This window comes from Endozoicomonas atrinae (assembly GCF_001647025.1).
Taxonomy (GTDB): Bacteria; Pseudomonadota; Gammaproteobacteria; order Pseudomonadales; family Endozoicomonadaceae; genus Endozoicomonas; species Endozoicomonas atrinae.
The window spans coordinates 1-15,616 of record NZ_LUKQ02000136.1 but is presented as its reverse complement, the minus strand read 5'-3'; the positions used below and the strand labels follow the sequence as shown (position 1 = coordinate 15,616).

Sequence of the window (15,616 nt, the reverse complement as noted above, 5' to 3'; positions counted from 1 at the left end):
GCGTCATTCGTAAGGCGATCAAGAACCGGAAGATTTTTCGGACTGATGAGTCAGTCATGAAGGTAATCTATCTGGCCATGGAAAAAGCTTCCGAGAAATGGACCATGCCGATCAGGAACTGGAAAGCAGCCATGAACCGGTTTGAAATTATGTTTCCTGACCGGTTCAAGGAGTAATAGTTTTGGTGGCGTTTACACAGAATTATTTACAGGCTCAATGGGCACTTTATGATACTCTCCAGTATTGTCATGCTGTCAAAGTACACCAACAGCGTTAATAACTCCAAAAGTGTTAATAACTCAGGCCTTGCAGATTGAGTTCACTGACAGTGAAACTCATGATAGTAAAAGATAATTATATGCTTTCCCTCCTTTCCTTACCTTTACAAGCATAGGCTAATTACGGCCGAGCTGTTTTTTAGTGAACCATTATGCCACTCTGTGCGTATAGGCTTTTAACAGTATTCAACGGCCTAATAAAAGCAACAGGGAGCCTCATTCGTGTCCACGAAAGGAATGAACATAGCTGTCGTCGGTTCCGGTATCAGCGGACTTTCATGCGCCTGGTTACTTTCAAAGCAGCACAACGTTACCTTATTTGAGAAGGACGATCGTTTTGGAGGGCATAGCCACACTGTCTCAGTGGGAGATGAGAAGCCAATCCCTGTAGATACTGGTTTTATTGTGTTCAATGAGAAAACCTATCCAAACCTGATCGCTTTTTTTAAACACCTTCAGGTGCCTTTTGTCCCCACGGATATGTCCTTTGCCGTTTCCTTGAACAAGGGGTCTACAGAATACGCCGGCACTGACCTGTCAGGATTATTCGCACAAAAGAAAAACCTGCTGCGCCCAGGCTTCTGGTTGATGCTGGCAGATATTCTGCGTTTTTATCGCAACAGTGAAAAATGGCTTGGCAGTCTTGAACATGAAGAGGGGATTGATGCGTCCTTAACCCTGGGCCAGCTGCTGCATCGTGAACGTTTCAGCCAGCGGTTTATCCATGACCACCTTATCCCCATGGGCGCTGCCATCTGGTCAACGCCTGCGGACAAAATGCTGGTCTACCCTGCCCTGGCCTTTTTGAGATTCTGCTCAAATCATGGCCTGCTCCAATTGTCGGACCGACCACAATGGCTGACGGTTAAGGGCGGCAGTCGAGAGTATGTTCAGCGGATTATTGATGAGCTGGGTCCATCTGCACTCACCAACCGCTGCATCAGGAAGATCAAGCGCTTCCCTGACCGGGTTCAATTAACCGATTTCCAGGGTAAAGACTGGAACTTTGATCACGTAGTGATGGCCTGCCATGCAGACACGTCACTGAGTTTACTCTCTGAACCAGATGAGTTTGAACAGCACTTGCTGGGAGCATTTACCTTTCAACGAAACAAGGCTCTTTTGCACAGTGATGAGCGACTGATGCCAGATAACAAAAAGGCCTGGGCCAGTTGGAACTACCTTGGCACCGACACATCCGACAAAGGCCATGAGCATGGTCCTGCGGTTACTTACTGGATGAATAACCTGCAGCATCTGGAAGGTCCTCCACTGTTTGTCACTCTGAATCCTGAGCAGGAACCTTCCACTGATCAGATTCATGGCTGTTATCTTTATGACCATCCGGTATTTGACCGTGACGCTATTGAAGCTCAGGAGAGAATCTGGGAACTGCAGGGCAGAAACAGAACCTGGTATTGTGGGGCATGGATGGGCTATGGCTTTCACGAAGACGGTCTTCAGTCCGGTCTTGCTGTTGCTGAAAGCCTTGGAGGCATTCGCCGGCCCTGGCAGGTTAAGGGGGAAAATGACCGGCTTCATCGGCCTGATCTGTTTGGACGAAGCTTTTTTGGTACAGGTTTCTCTGATTCTCAACTCACAACGTCTGAACCCCAGAAGCAGGAATCATGAGAATGGAGTCTTCCTCTGGTTCTGCTATTTACGTTGGCGAATTGATGCATCATCGGTTCAAGCCGAAAAAGCATCGCTTCTCTTATCGGGTTGCGTCCTGGTTGCTGGATCTGGATGACATTGATGCACTGGACAAGCAGTTAATGCTATTTTCCGTTAACCGTTTTAACGTGGTGTCTTTCTATCCCAGAGACCATGGCGATGGCTCAGATACACCGTTGCGGGAACAGATCAACCAGTTACTTGATCAACATAGTATTCAAATACCGGACCAAGTCAGCCTGCTCTGTTATCCCAGGATGTTTGGCTACACCTTTAATCCATTGGCTGTCTACTTTTGCTACCGGGATCAAAAGCTGACAGCAATCATTTATGAGGTCAGCAATACCTTTGGAGAAAGGCACGCGTACGTTGCACCACTCGAGTCAGAAGACCAACTGGACGCAACCCGATCAATTGAGCATAAAAAGCAGGTTGTTCAGCAACAGGCAGATAAAGCACTGCATGTTTCCCCCTTCTTTCCAATGGACTGCTATTACCATTTCCGAATACAGCCACCAGAAGAGAGTGTCACCCTTGGCATTAACTTGAATGATTCAAGCGGTAAGTTATTTACTGCGGTGTTCAAAGGGCTTCGACAAACCATCACCGATCGTTTTATCGTAAAACAGACCATGCTGCTTCCACTGCAAACCATAAAAGTCATGGCAGCCATTCACTGGGAAGCCTTAAGGCTCTGGCTAAAGGGCATATCGATTTACACACACACGCCTAGACATTTCTTTTTCAGCCATAGCCGTGCAGAAATGCCTATAGCGAAAGGAAAAAGTGCAGCGAACAGGGAGAAAAAAATATGAACTCAACCAGTTCCACGGAAATAAGCACCAAACCACTGTTCCCTGCACTGAGAAAAGTACTTTCCTGGCTGGAAAAGCGATTAGTTAAGACCGGGGTCAGTAGAATTGAGCTGCGCATTGATGGCAACGAAAGCGTTATGGTCGGGCAGTTCAAGTCAGGCACTCCCATTCCCTGCCTGCAGATCCATAACCCTGTGGGTTTGATCCAGCAAAGCAGTCAAGGGTTACTGGGCTGGTCAGAGTCTTACATCAACGGCGACTGGAGCACTCCGGATCTGAGAGCACTCACTGACTGGGCCATGGCCAATGAGGACAATCTGCAGGACTTGATGACGTCTAACTGGCTCAGTAACCTGGTTAACCGTATCCTGCACAAGCTGCGCCGTAACAGCCGCTCCGGCAGTCGTCGCAATATTGCCGCTCATTATGACCTGGGCAACGACTTTTATACGCTGTGGCTTGACCCTTCCACGACCTATTCAAGCGCCCTTTATTTCGACGATCATGAGGATCTGGAAACGGCACAGAGCAATAAATACAACACCATTATCGACTGGCTAGAGCTTCGTCCAGGAAATTCTGTTCTTGAGGTAGGCTGTGGCTGGGGGGGCTTTGCCCGGACACTGAATCAGAGACATCAAGGCGCTTACCACGGGATCACACTGTCAAAGGAACAGCTCGCCTATGCACAACAGATGTCTGACAACCAGTCCCACCAGTTCAGTCTTACGGATTACCGGGATATCCATGAGCAGTTTGACCATATCGTTTCCATCGAAATGATCGAGGCCGTAGGTGAAGAGCACTGGCCAGTGTATTTTGAAAAAATCTACCACAGCCTGAAGCCCGGGGGCTCTGCAGTTATCCAGGCCATCCTGATTGATGACTCCCGCTTTGAGGAGTATCGCAGCGGTGTTGACTTTATTCAGCGTTATATCTTCCCCGGTGGCATGCTGCCCAGCAACAAAGTGATGAAAGAGCAAGCCAGCAAAGCTGGGTTAGCCACTACCAATACGCTCTCATTCGGTCTCGATTATGCAAAAACGCTGGTTGAGTGGAAACGGCATTTCCTTGCGGCCTGGCCCACCATCGAAAAGCTCGGGTTTGATGAACGTTTTAAACGGATGTGGCAGTTCTACCTGGATTACTGCGCTACCGGTTTTCAATTCAAGAGTATTGATGTCTGCCTATACAAACTCACCAAACCTATTTCCACTGAGCCAGGGGAGGCCTCATGTCTGTCTCGTTAAGAACAATAAAGGACTGGAGGTCAGGACAAGTGTGGCTCCTGACCCTACTGTTTATGCTGACGGGGTGCTCCACCATGAATATTGAAGACTATGCCGGCAGTGAGCCGAACCTGAAAATTGAAGAATACTTTGCTGGAGAAACCGTTGCCTGGGGCATGTTCCAGGATCGGTTTGGTAATGTTCAAAAGCGCTTTAAAGTTCTGATGAATGGTGAAGTAAAAGACGGTGTGCTGACCTTGAATGAGGATTTCATCTACTCAGATGGCACTGAGTCCAACCGAATCTGGAGCGTCAAAATTATTGGCGATGGACACTACCAGGGAACGGCCGGAGATGTCGTCGGTCGTGCCATTGGACGAAGTGCCGGTAATGCCTTTAATTTCAAATACCAGCTGCGCCTGCCCATCAATGGCCGGGAGTGGGTTGTTACCTTTGACGACTGGATGTTCCTTCAGGAAGATGGCGTACTGCTGAATGTTGCGACCATGAGTAAGTGGGGTATAAAGCTGGGTACGTTGACCATCGCTTTTGAAAAACCCGGGCCAGAGAAAGCCGTTAAAGAACAACAATAAAAGGCAACGTAGATATGAGCTCCAACCAGGATATAGCACCTTCTTCCCCTTCGGTCGTCTGGATTACCGGAGCAAGTCAGGGCATTGGTGAAGCAGTGACAATTGCAATGGCTCGAGAAGGGCTAATCGTAGCGGCCAGTGCCAGAAATATGGAACGGCTGGAAGCTCTGGCAAATCAATCAACTGAGTTGAAAGGCCGGATTATTCCCTACCCTTTGGATGTTACTGATCAAACCGCAGTGACTGAGACGGTAAACAAGATCATTGAAACTCATGGTTGTATTGATCAGGCGATTTTAAATGCCGGAACCTATATTTCTACTTCGGCAACTGAGTTTACCAGCAGCGCCGTGCGTCAGCAGGTGGAACTGAACCTGATGGGCGTATGCCATTGCCTTGAGCCACTGATCGCCAGTATGAAAAAAAAGGGCAAGGGAACCATCGCCATCAATGCCTCTCTGGCAGGCTATCGAGGCTTACCAAGAGCCGCAGGCTATGGGGCAACCAAGGCGGCGTTAATCAATATGGCAGAATCTCTCAATACGGAGCTGTCTGAAGTCGGTATTGCTATCAAAGTGATCAACCCGGGGTTTGTGAAAACCCCACTCACCAGCAAGAACCGGTTTCCCATGCCCTTTCTGATGGAAGTCGATAAAGCTGCAGACATCATCGTTAAAGGGATGAAAGGGCGACAGTTCGAAATTCGATTCCCTCGTATTTTCGCCGCAATCCTTGGGCTTCTGCGTCGCCTGCCCTATCCGCTGTATTTCTGGTTAATCCGCAGGGCCGGATAGCCCCTATCCTTGAATATTCTGCATCGAATACCCGGCAAGTCGATGCCGGGCTCTGCTGCCAATAGGTCTTATTTTTTCTTCTTTGCCCGCCCCTGAACGGCTTTGAACTTGGGATTTGATTTACAGATGACGTATACACGCCCCCGGCGATTAATACCAATTCCGCCTTCTAAATATGATATCGAGCAAGCCATTTTGGACGGCTGGGCAAGGCGGAATGACGAGTAATAGCGGGGCTATTGCGAGGAGTTCCAACGAAGAGCCAGCTGTGCAAAATGGCTGCGCAGTTTATGTTTAGAAGGTGAAATTGGTATAACCACCTGGCAATCACTGCTGCGACTTTTCGCACTTTTTAAAGAACACAGAACCTGCACTACTTGCTCCTTTTGAGACCTAGGTTCCCAAAACGTTTGTTGAACTGGGCAACCCGGCCATCCTGAGTGGAGGTCTTCTGTTTGCCGGTATAGAAAGGATGAGACCAGGAAGAAACATCCAGCGTCATATAGGGATATGTCTGACCGCCAATATCCACCGTTCGATCAGTCTGTACCGTTGAACGGACAATAATGAACTTATCCGCTCCCAAGTCGTGGAAAGCAACTTTTCTGTATTCCGGGTGAATACCTTTTTTCATATCACACCACACTCCCGCTTTCACAGAATAGATATGTTATAACATAACACTTATTTAATAAGCGTCAATTCATGCAACTCACTGGACAGCTTATGGCAAACCCCATAGACTCGGCCGGTGTTGGTTGGGGTGTTCTGCCGTCCCAATAATGAAAGGCAGAACTGAGATACACCCATAGAACCTGAACCAGATAATGCTGGCGTAGGAAACCGACGGGCCTGAGAGCTGATAAAACCCTGATGTACTAACAATCGTGCAAGCCTGTTATTCGACGCATCTGATTGCCCCGGCACGGAGCAATATTCTCAACAGGAAACAGAGTTAACCCAACGACCCGCCCTCTTTTCCCGCCAGTCCTAATGATGTACTGATGGAGTTTCTCTTGTGGAGAGGCGCGAGCTTATGTCTTCTACACCAATCGCATTGACCATTGCCGGTTCTGACAGTGGCGGTGGTGCCGGAATTCAGGCAGACCTGAAAACCTTCTCAGCCCTTGGTGCCTACGGCTGCAGTGTCATTACTGCGCTGACCGCACAGAACACTCTGGGTGTTCAGGGTATTTTTGACGTATCACCCGCCTTTGTCCGCGAGCAGCTGGACTCTGTCTTTTCCGATCTGAACATTTCCGCCGCCAAGGTTGGCATGCTGAGCCAGCCTGAAGTGATTGATACGGTTGCCCGCGCTGTCAGTGACTACCCGCTGAAATATCTGGTGGTAGACCCGGTCATGGTGGCCACCAGCGGTGATGTACTGCTGCAGGAAGCAGCCATTGATAACCTGCGTCGCAAGCTGATTCCGAAAGCAACACTCATTACGCCAAACCTGCCGGAAGCAGCAGTTCTCCTGAATTGTCCCCGCCCGGAGTCACTGGAAGCCATGATCGCCATGATTGACCCGTTGATGGATCTGGGAGCCAGCGCAGTGTTACTGAAAGGTGGCCACCTATCCTCAGACAGTGGCAACAATAAAGCTGTCGACCTGTTCCATGACGGTAAGACACTGCACAAGCTCGAGTCGCCATGGGTTGAAACCCGAAATACCCACGGCACAGGCTGTACATTGTCGTCTGCAGTAACCGCTTTGCTGGCCAGGGATTATCCTTTGATGGACGCCGTCAGGTCTGCCAAAGAATACATTGCCGGTGCGATTGCCCATGCTGACAACCTGAGCATTGGTTCAGGCCATGGCCCGGTCCATCACTTTTACCGAACGTGGTAAATAGTCACAGCCCGCTCCCTGTCACCCGATGCCCTTGAAATAAATGCATCCGGGAAGCGGGAAGCGGGAAGCGGGAAGCGGGAAGCGGGAAGCGGGAAGCGGGAAGCGGGAAGCGGGAAGCGGGAAGCGGGAAGCGGGAAGCGGGAAGCGGGAAGCGGGAAGCGGGAAGCGGGAAGCGATTTAACGATGTTTGATGTGATTATTCACAATGCCAGTCTTAGATTTGGAAACCACTGTGTTTTTGAAGATCTTAACCTGACCCTTAAGGGCGGCCAGTGGACCTGCCTTCTGGGCGGCAGCGGAGTGGGTAAAACCAGCCTGCTGCGTTTGATTGCCGGCCTGCCTGCGGGAGAAACAACGGGAAAGGTTGCTTGTCAGGACGGTCTTTCGGTTAATCATCGAATTGCCTGGATGGCGCAGCAGGATCTTCTGCTGCCCTGGTTTTCGGTACTCGAAAATATCACGCTGGGGCAGCGCCTGCGCCGCAATCTGGTGGATATGTTAACGCGTCGTCCAGTCTTGTCTGCTGAAGTTCAGGACCAGGCCATGTCGATTCTGGAAAAGGTTGGCCTCACAGAAAAAGCGCACACTCTGCCCCAGAACCTCTCCGGAGGTCAGCGCCAGCGGGTAGCCCTTGCCCGGACGCTGATGGAAAACAGGCCACTGGTGTTAATGGACGAACCATTCGGCGCACTGGATGCCATCACCCGTCTCAACTTACAGGATCTTGCCTGTGAGCTTCTGCAGAACCGCACTGTACTGTTAATAACCCATGATCCGCTGGAGGCACTGCGCCTTGGTCATGAGGTTTATCACCTGCAGGGACAACCTGCCCGTCTGACGGATGCTATTACTCCACCGGGAAAGACACCCCGTTCACTGGCTAATAATGACCTGATGTCATTACAGGGCAAACTGCTGGATCGTTTACGTCATGAGTCGTTTGATGAAAGAGCAGAAGGACAATAAAAAATGAAAGACTCCATCAAACCCTTCATTGTTCTTATTGGCCTCCTGGTTCTCTGGCATGCCATGGTGATTGCTTTTGATATGCCAGCCTATATCCTTCCCGGTCCACTGGAAGTGGCCAACAGCATGGTTGAGAATGCCAGCCTGTTATGGGAACACACGCTGGTTACCCTCAGTGAAATGCTGCTGGGGCTGTTACTCGGCGTTCTGTTGGGCATTATTCTCGCCCTGATTCTCGTCTATTTCACCGCGTTAAGACCCTGGCTGTTACCACCTCTACTTATCACTCAGGCCATTCCGGTATTTGCTCTCGCACCGATATTGATGCTCTGGTTTGGTTACGGCCTGACCTCCAAAGTGGTGATGACGATTCTGGTGATCTTTTTTCCCGTTGCCACCTGCTGTTATGACGGGCTGCGCCATACCCATCAGGGCTGGCTGGATATGGCGCAAACCATGGGGGGAAACCGGTTTGCCATTCTTCGCAATATTCGCTGGCCTGCGGCACTGCCAGCCCTGGCGTCAGGGCTGCGAGTAGCCGTTGTGGTTGCACCGATTGGTGCCGTTGTCGGGGAATGGGTTGGCTCAAGTGCCGGCCTTGGCTATCTCATGCTTCAGGCTAATGCACGACTCTGGGTTGACCAGATGTTTGCAGCTCTCACCGTATTAGCCTTCTGCTCCGTCACCCTTTACTACACTACCGACCGTCTTTTGCGCAGACTCATTCCGTGGCAACCGGAAACTTCTCAGGAATAAGAAATGAAAAAACTGATGAAACACACTTTCCTATGGGTAATGACACTGATGCTGTCCTTCAGCCTGCATGCCAGTGCAAGCAGCCAGGCGTCCGGTACCAAGCCCGCCAATGAGTTGAAAGAGCTGACTCTGATGCTGGAATGGTTTGTCAATCCTGATCACGGTCCCATTATCATTGCCCAGGAGAATGGCTATTTCAAAGACCAGGGGCTTAAGGTCGACATTCAGGAGCCTGCGGACCCAAACCTGCCTCCCAAACTGGTGGCGGCGGAAAAAGTGGATCTCGCCGTTTACTACCAGCCCAGCCTGATACACGGTGTGGCCAATGGCCTTCCCCTTGCCTGGGCCGGCACACTGGTGGCTACACCTCTGGACGGACTGCTGGTTCTGGATGATGGCCCCATCAAATCCCTGAAAGACATGAAGGGTAAAACCATCGGTTTGAACATTGGCGGTATAGAAAATGCGATTCTGGATACCCTGTTTGAACCTTATGGATTTGGTGCCAAGGATGTGAAACTGGTCAATGTCGGCTGGAATCTGTCCTCTTCCCTGATGAGTGGCCGGGTGGATGCCATCATGGGGGCGTATCGTAACTTCGAGCTGAACCAGCTGGCCATTGAAGGGCGTAAGGGTCGTATGTTCTATTACGAGGAAAACAATATTCCGCCTTATGATGAACTGATTTTTATCGCCAACAGCAAGAAGAACGATAAAGACGCCATTCGTCGTTTTCTCAGGGCGATTGAATTGGGCACACAATACATTGTGAATAATCCGGAAAAATCCTGGGAGATCTTCAGGGATTACAGCCCCAAAAAACTGGATAACGAACTGAACCGCCGCGCCTGGTTTGACACCATTTCCCGTTTTGATCTGAGACCTGCTGCCAGGGATGCTGGACGTTATCAGGCTTTTGCTGACTATCTGCAAGAGAATGGGGAGCTGAAAGCCAAAGTAAACAGTCAGGACTATATGCTGGATTTCTAATCCAATACTGGCTTCAGGATCTGTTGATGTACCGTTATCAACAGATCCTAAGTACCCGGCCATATGGAGCCATATGGAAGAGTAACTTAATACCTCAAGTTACTTTTCCACTTTGGGTGGTGAAAGTGCAAACGGTGATCACAGGAGTTAGACACCACAGAAGCATCCAGAATAATTTCACCAATCTCAGACCAGTTTTTTCTACCACGGCTATCCTGTGAGCTGGCAACAGAGACTGAGAATTTTATTTCGCCTCCATGAGCATCCACATTCAGTTCATCTCGGAAATCTTCAGCATTTACCGTTTGCCCGGGTAACGCCTGCACTTTCATCCATCTTGGTGTTCTGACCGTGGATGTATTTTCTTCACCCAGATAAGACACCTCATAAAGCTGCCGAATACCCGGATTACTGTCTGCCTCTCCAAACGTAACCGCTAATTTAATGGAGTAAATAAGATGTCTGACGACGGTCAGTGTTATTGAGCTGGCAGGTTCATTGGTCATAGCCACACTGGTATAGTGTTCTGCACTGGTTCCCCCAAGATCATCGATCAGAAAGAAATTCGCTGTTTGCACCACGTCATCACTGTCTGTAGTTGGAAATAACTTACCCGCAAACCCAAAGGCCCGTTGGTGACCTTTTGTTGTTTCATTCAATGCCACCGATGCCCTGGCAATGATTAAAGCCTCAGAGCCCTGTTTGAAATACCCACCGTATGGGTTGTCATGCATTATTCGCCATTTTCCACTGAGACAAATACCATTTGGATGAACCAGTTTAGTAAAATAAGGCAAGGCGTCTGAGTGATCTGATAATGTTCTTGTTGCGGAGTTTTTTATTTCATTTACCCCCCAATTGAGCAGATAACCAAAAGAGATCTCATTATGAGGAAGGGTATATTCATCAGAAGTGACTTGGTGCCAAGTCCCAGAAAAGTTGCTGCCTTTATATTCCGAAAATAGGCTATTTGATAAAAGCAACAGAATGAAAAGCAAATGTGATCGTTTCATACTTTATCAATCATTGAGCCTTTTGCTTTGTCCAGGTGAAAAAGCCGCTCATCATCAAAGGCCACAACAGATCCCAATTACAGCCTTTAGCCCAACCCCAGATTAGCAGGATTTAGTAGTGATCTTGCATTTGGTAAACAGGGCTCAGATGCAAAAGTTCGACAGCCGAGTTTTTTATCCAGGAAGCAAATAGTCTCCTCTGGTAACGATCCGACAACCCTATCCGGCCTACCACCAGAGTAAAGAGTGAGAATATCCAAAAGCAAGTCAATCAGTCTTTGATTGTTGACACAATCGTATTCAGCCTTACTTCCTTTTGATTGCAACACAAGATTCTTTAGCACAACAGCCAGATCATTAAGTTTATTTTCTTCTTCCTGTATTCTCTCAGCTTCTCCATTGTAATTAAGTTCAGGCTTATAGTATTTCCCCAATATCTCCTCACACTTTTCTTTGGCTTGAGCAGCCAGCGACATTGGCTTAAACAGGCAGTCCCAATATTTCATCAAAGCATCTTTAACATAAGGATAAGGAGCCAGACTCTGAATAAAAGGTGCTCCACGAGTATTCAAGTAAAGTAATAATTGCAGGTAATAAAACACAGTTTCACCGACCTCCACCCGAAAACCTTCTGGCGACATCGAGTTTTTTATAAATACTTCTCGGTCCTCACAAACAGCAGAAACAGCTGGCAAGCCTTTTCCCTCCATGCCACTGGAAAGCAGATCCTCAAGTATCGGAAAAACAGGCGTAGGGGGGTAAGAAGAAATTCTCAAAATAGAATTTCCAGTCATTCTGACTAACTGACAAACTTTGCCTTCAGGAGTTTGAAGGTGAGCGAATGTAGTGATTGGGTTACTGTGAGCAATTCTGTAGTCACGAACCGATGTAACAGGTCTTGGAAGTGTAGAAACTCTCCAACTTGCTTCCTGCTGAATGAGCGGGGAACGCTCTGAAACCCTCTGGATGGTCGACTCTTCGGTTGCCGAGTTTGACCCCCAAAACCCAGATATCCATGAGCAGCAATCTTTAATCATGTTCTGTACTTTTATGTTTCAGATAACATCATAAGTCCTTTCACTTGTAATCATTCCTTTTGGTAGACCCAATTCTAGTCGAATGAAACCATTTCCACTTGCAACTCTGATCTGTAAGTGACTGTTAATCAGAGCACGCAGGCTTCTCTTACATGAAGCAACTAGATCGTTTAACTGGCGTCTAATTATTCAGGGTCCTGAGCAGACACGCCCTACTTATTCCATAAAACTATATTTGTTACAAAAAAATATTCTAAAAAACAGAGGGTTATCATGCTATCGCATGCCATCAAATTATTGAATAATGGCCGACCTGCTACAGTAGGCAGTTGATCTCAAAATCACTTTATGGAACTAAAGTAAAAGATCTTACGTCTCAACTCTACGCTCTGAAAAAAACTCAATAGCGATACCGGTTGAGAAAATCCTGGTACCAGCCAGAAGCAGGCCCTCAGCAGATAACACCTTTTAAAACAGGAAGGGAATAAGAACCATGTCATTAGCAGTACTGGCCAATATCCTAATTATAGAAATAATTTAATAGCTTTTTGATAATTACTAATGCAGGATAGTTGGAGGCATTATGAATATAAAAAAAGCTATGGATGCAACTATTGCAAGGACGACTTACTGTTACTCATACCACCGTATTTCCACGCTAAAGCAGAAGAAAGGCGGAGGTATAAAAAGACAGATCGAGGATAGCGAAGCCTTTTGCAATGAACAAGGCTGGACGATGGACACCAGCTTCAAACTTACTGACATTGGCAAGTCTGCCTTTCATGGCAAAAACCTTGATGATAAAGCTGCACTTGGTAGCTTCTTAAATGCTGTAGATAATGGCCTGATAAGGCGACCTGCGATTTTGCTTGTTGAAAGCCTTGACCGATTAAGCCGAGCGAACATCATGGATGCGTTGGAACTGTTCATTCGGATACTTAATACTGGGATCTCTATCTGTACGTACCATGATCGCATGATCTATAGCAAAGAAAGTATTGAAGCAAACTTTGGTCCACTACTTATTTCCATAACAATTCTATCTCGGGCACATGAAGAAAGTGCAACAAAATCCAAACGGATAAAGAAAAGTTGGAAAGATCGTCGAGAAAAAATATCAAAGGGTATAATTGCTCATAAACGTATATATCCAGATTGGATTGATGTAACTACAGACACTCCATTTATCATCGAAGAAAGAGCAAACATGATAAGAGAGGTTTTTCACCTCTGTATTAATGAAAATATGAGCTATGGATCAATTATCAAATTTATGAAGGATAAGTATGGTGAAAATTTTGCTGTATCTCCAAAGTATATAAGCAAACTATTTAAGCAGAAAAGGGTTCTCGGATTATATGAACCAAATGAGTACGTTTCGGACAAATATCAATCTCTTCATATAGAGATTCCTGCATATCCTGCCATTATTAGTGAGGATACTTTCTACGCAGCCCAATCAGCTATAAAAAATAGAATCAGGGTTGGTTCAGGCAGACCCGGAAAGGAAAGAATCAATTTCTTTCGAACATTCCTGATATGTGGTCACTGTGGATACTCAGTTTCATTGACCGGCTCAAGAAACTTTTCTCCATTTAAGTGCAAACGGAGATTATCATACAAAGAAGACTGCGGTCAGCGTTCTAAAATTGGTGGAAATTATTTTCAAACTGTTTTATTAAAAGCTATCGCAGTGATAGATAAAGATGACATGCTAGTAAGTGCATCAAACAGCAAAAAGACAAAGCTTTCAAAAGAACTATCAGCCAAACAAACTGAGCTAGAAGATAAACAAGGCCAAGTAGATAATCTCGCCAAGCTTGTAGCAGCTGGCTCTGAAACTGGGGTTCGGATGATTGTAGACCTTGAGAAAGATATAGGCTTTATTAACCAGCAAATTGTAGAAATACAGGAACAGCTAAAAATGTTAGCCTCCCCAAGCATGGCGGCTAGTATAGATCACATAAATGCTTTTCATAAGCGGTTTCAGCTAGGGAAGGCCACCAGAGAAGATCAGATGCCTTTTGTTGAGGCGCTTAAAAATACTATTGAAAAAATAGTCATACATTCACCCGAAAAAGAAGGGCAGCGAACGATTGCAGTTATTCACCTTCTATCCGGTATAAAGATCAAAATTGAGGTCTTTAAAGACTATTCTGCTAATGTGTTCAAAGGGAAAAAGCGAATACTCAAAATTGAAGGAAAGAGGAAGTAGAGAGATGGAGTAGTTCAGACTTAATCTGACAATTTCTTCTCATCAAAAGAAATGGGTTACCGATTTAGAAAGAAGGTGAGTTCACTGAAATCTAAATCATTAAAGGTGACCCTTATGATTCACACCAACCAGAAAATCATCAAGCACAAGGTCGGGCTACTGAACCTTGCAGATGAGCTCGGAAACATCTCTAAAGCCTGTAAAACCATGGGTGTCTCCAGAGATACATTTTATCGTTATCGGGATGCTGTGGATGAAGGTGGAGTGGAAGCACTTCTTGATCAAAGCCGAAGAGTTCCAAACCTCAAAAACCGTGTAGATCCTGCTGTTGAAAAAGCCGTTCTTGAGTATGCGGTAGAAGACCCTGCTCATGGACAGGCCCGTGTTTCCAATGAACTTCGCAAGCAAGGCATCTTCGTCTCTCCCAGCGGTGTGAGAAGCATCTGGCTAAGAAATGATCTGGGAAGCTTCAAACTGCGCCTCAGAGCCCTTGAAGAGAAAGTGGCTCGAGAAGGAATCATTCTCACCGAGTCCCAGGTCAGGGCACTTGAGCGCAAGAAGCTGGATGATGAGGCCAGTGGTGAGATTGACACAGCGCACCCTGGCTACCTTGGTTCACAGGACACTTTCTATGTTGGAACCTTTAAAGGTGTTGGCCGCGTTTATCAGCAGACTTATGTTGATACTTACTCCAAGGTAGCGCAGGCCAAGCTTTATAAGACAAAGACCCCGATTACGGCTGCAGACCTGCTCAATGACCGCGTGTTGCCATTCTATGAAGCACAAGAGCTGCCTGTGCTCAGAATACTGACAGACAGAGGTACAGAGTATTGTGGTCGTGCTGATCAACACGATTATCAACTTTACCTGGCGGTGAACGACATTGAACATACGAAGACGAAAACCCGGCATCCACAAACGAATGGAATCTGTGAACGCTTCCATAAAACGATTCTGCAGGAGTTTTATCAACCTGCATTGAGAAAGACGCTGTATACGAGTATTGAGATGATTCAGTCAGATCTGGACGAATGGTTAATTCACTACAATACTGAGCGTACCCATCAAGGTAAGCAGTGCAACGGGAGAACGCCGATAGAAACACTGATTGATGGGAAAGAGATCTGGAAGGAAAAGTTCATAGCCTGAATTTAACCTGACAGACACCCTCTTGAAAATCGGTAACGAGCCTGTAAATAATTCTGTGTAAACGCCACCAAAACTATTACTCCTTGAACCGGTCAGGAAACATAATTTCAAACCGGTTCATGGCTGCTTTCCAGTTCCTGATCGGCATGGTCCATTTCTCGGAAGCTTTTTCCATGGCCAGATAGATTACCTTCATGACTGACTCATCAGTCCGAAAAATCTTCCGGTTCTTGATCGCCTTACGAATGACGC

Annotated in this window: 14 protein-coding genes, 3 pseudogenes and 1 riboswitch; of the genes and pseudogenes, 12 read left to right on the top strand and 5 right to left on the bottom strand. The window is 47.1% G+C overall.

From position 1 onward, the window contains the following. From AK963_RS35520 to AK963_RS17415, 6 genes and pseudogenes are all read left to right on the top strand, one after another. Window positions 1–176, top strand: a pseudogene (locus AK963_RS35520) (IS256 family transposase); the annotation flags it as partial. Between the two features lie 324 nt (window positions 177–500). Further along, window positions 501–1,910, top strand: coding sequence for an NAD(P)/FAD-dependent oxidoreductase (locus AK963_RS17435; RefSeq protein WP_238593766.1), 1,410 nt, complete (start codon window positions 501–503; stop codon window positions 1,908–1,910). Between the two features lie 2 nt (window positions 1,911–1,912). Beyond that, window positions 1,913–2,767 carry a DUF1365 domain-containing protein gene (locus AK963_RS17430; RefSeq protein WP_066016721.1) on the top strand — a complete coding sequence of 285 codons (855 nt, stop codon included), beginning with the start codon at window positions 1,913–1,915 and terminating at the stop codon, window positions 2,765–2,767. Further along, window positions 2,764–4,017, top strand: a complete 1,254-nt coding sequence (locus AK963_RS17425; protein WP_066016720.1) for an SAM-dependent methyltransferase — start codon at window positions 2,764–2,766, stop codon at window positions 4,015–4,017. The genes AK963_RS17430 and AK963_RS17425 overlap by 4 nt, the downstream gene beginning before the upstream one ends. A 29-nt stretch (window positions 4,018–4,046) precedes the next feature. Then, window positions 4,047–4,589: a DUF3833 domain-containing protein gene (locus AK963_RS17420; RefSeq protein WP_238593765.1), complete on the top strand. Its 543-nt coding sequence runs from the start codon at window positions 4,047–4,049 to the stop codon at window positions 4,587–4,589. A 14-nt stretch (window positions 4,590–4,603) separates the two neighbouring features. Beyond that, the gene (locus AK963_RS17415; RefSeq protein WP_083232731.1) at window positions 4,604–5,383 is read left to right on the top strand and encodes an SDR family NAD(P)-dependent oxidoreductase; all 780 of its coding nucleotides are present in this window, start codon (window positions 4,604–4,606) and stop codon (window positions 5,381–5,383) included. 68 nt (window positions 5,384–5,451) lie between these two features. On the opposite strand, the pseudogene AK963_RS31435 reads toward AK963_RS17415, so the two are convergent. Together AK963_RS31435 and AK963_RS17410 are read right to left on the bottom strand one after the other, a co-directional pair. Further along, window positions 5,452–5,538: pseudogene (locus AK963_RS31435) on the bottom strand (50S ribosomal protein L36); the annotation flags it as partial. A gap of 218 nt (window positions 5,539–5,756) precedes the next feature. Continuing rightward, window positions 5,757–6,017 carry a type B 50S ribosomal protein L31 gene (locus AK963_RS17410; RefSeq protein WP_066016718.1) on the bottom strand — a complete coding sequence of 87 codons (261 nt, stop codon included), beginning with the start codon at window positions 6,015–6,017 and terminating at the stop codon, window positions 5,757–5,759. 115 nt (window positions 6,018–6,132) lie between these two features. Beyond that, a riboswitch (TPP riboswitch) is annotated at window positions 6,133–6,242 on the top strand. Window positions 6,243–6,419: 177 nt separating this feature from the next. Here AK963_RS17410 and thiD point away from each other — a divergent pair. The 4 genes from thiD to AK963_RS17390 all read left to right on the top strand — a co-directional run bounded on the left by thiD (window position 6,420) and on the right by AK963_RS17390 (window position 9,950). Beyond that, complete coding sequence (gene thiD / locus AK963_RS17405; protein WP_066016717.1) at window positions 6,420–7,235, top strand: bifunctional hydroxymethylpyrimidine kinase/phosphomethylpyrimidine kinase; 816 nt, start codon at window positions 6,420–6,422, stop codon at window positions 7,233–7,235. Between the two features lie 186 nt (window positions 7,236–7,421). Beyond that, the gene (locus AK963_RS17400; RefSeq protein ID WP_066016716.1) at window positions 7,422–8,204 is read left to right on the top strand and encodes an ABC transporter ATP-binding protein; all 783 of its coding nucleotides are present in this window, start codon (window positions 7,422–7,424) and stop codon (window positions 8,202–8,204) included. Between the two features lie 3 nt (window positions 8,205–8,207). Next, window positions 8,208–8,960, top strand: a complete 753-nt coding sequence (locus AK963_RS17395) for an ABC transporter permease (RefSeq protein ID WP_066016715.1) — start codon at window positions 8,208–8,210, stop codon at window positions 8,958–8,960. Between the two features lie 3 nt (window positions 8,961–8,963). After that, window positions 8,964–9,950 carry an ABC transporter substrate-binding protein gene (locus tag AK963_RS17390; RefSeq protein WP_175404557.1) on the top strand — a complete coding sequence of 329 codons (987 nt, stop codon included), beginning with the start codon at window positions 8,964–8,966 and terminating at the stop codon, window positions 9,948–9,950. Between the two features lie 86 nt (window positions 9,951–10,036). Here the strand turns inward: AK963_RS17390 and AK963_RS17385 are convergent, their stop codons facing one another. Together AK963_RS17385 and AK963_RS17380 are read right to left on the bottom strand one after the other, a co-directional pair. After that, window positions 10,037–10,684, bottom strand: coding sequence for a hypothetical protein (locus tag AK963_RS17385; RefSeq protein WP_139117481.1), 648 nt, complete (start codon window positions 10,682–10,684; stop codon window positions 10,037–10,039). A gap of 365 nt (window positions 10,685–11,049) precedes the next feature. Then, the gene (locus tag AK963_RS17380; protein WP_139117480.1) at window positions 11,050–12,000 is read right to left on the bottom strand and encodes a hypothetical protein; all 951 of its coding nucleotides are present in this window, start codon (window positions 11,998–12,000) and stop codon (window positions 11,050–11,052) included. 583 nt (window positions 12,001–12,583) lie between these two features. On the opposite strand from AK963_RS17380, the gene AK963_RS17375 reads away from it, so the two are divergent. Further along, entirely contained in the window at window positions 12,584–14,215 is a 1,632-nt protein-coding gene (locus tag AK963_RS17375; RefSeq protein ID WP_066016712.1) for a recombinase family protein, read from the top strand. Window positions 14,216–14,329: 114 nt separating this feature from the next. After that, complete coding sequence (locus AK963_RS17370; protein WP_066016711.1) at window positions 14,330–15,364, top strand: IS481 family transposase; 1,035 nt, start codon at window positions 14,330–14,332, stop codon at window positions 15,362–15,364. A gap of 76 nt (window positions 15,365–15,440) precedes the next feature. On the opposite strand, the pseudogene AK963_RS32185 reads toward AK963_RS17370, so the two are convergent. Beyond that, window positions 15,441–15,616: pseudogene (locus AK963_RS32185) on the bottom strand (IS256 family transposase); the annotation flags it as partial.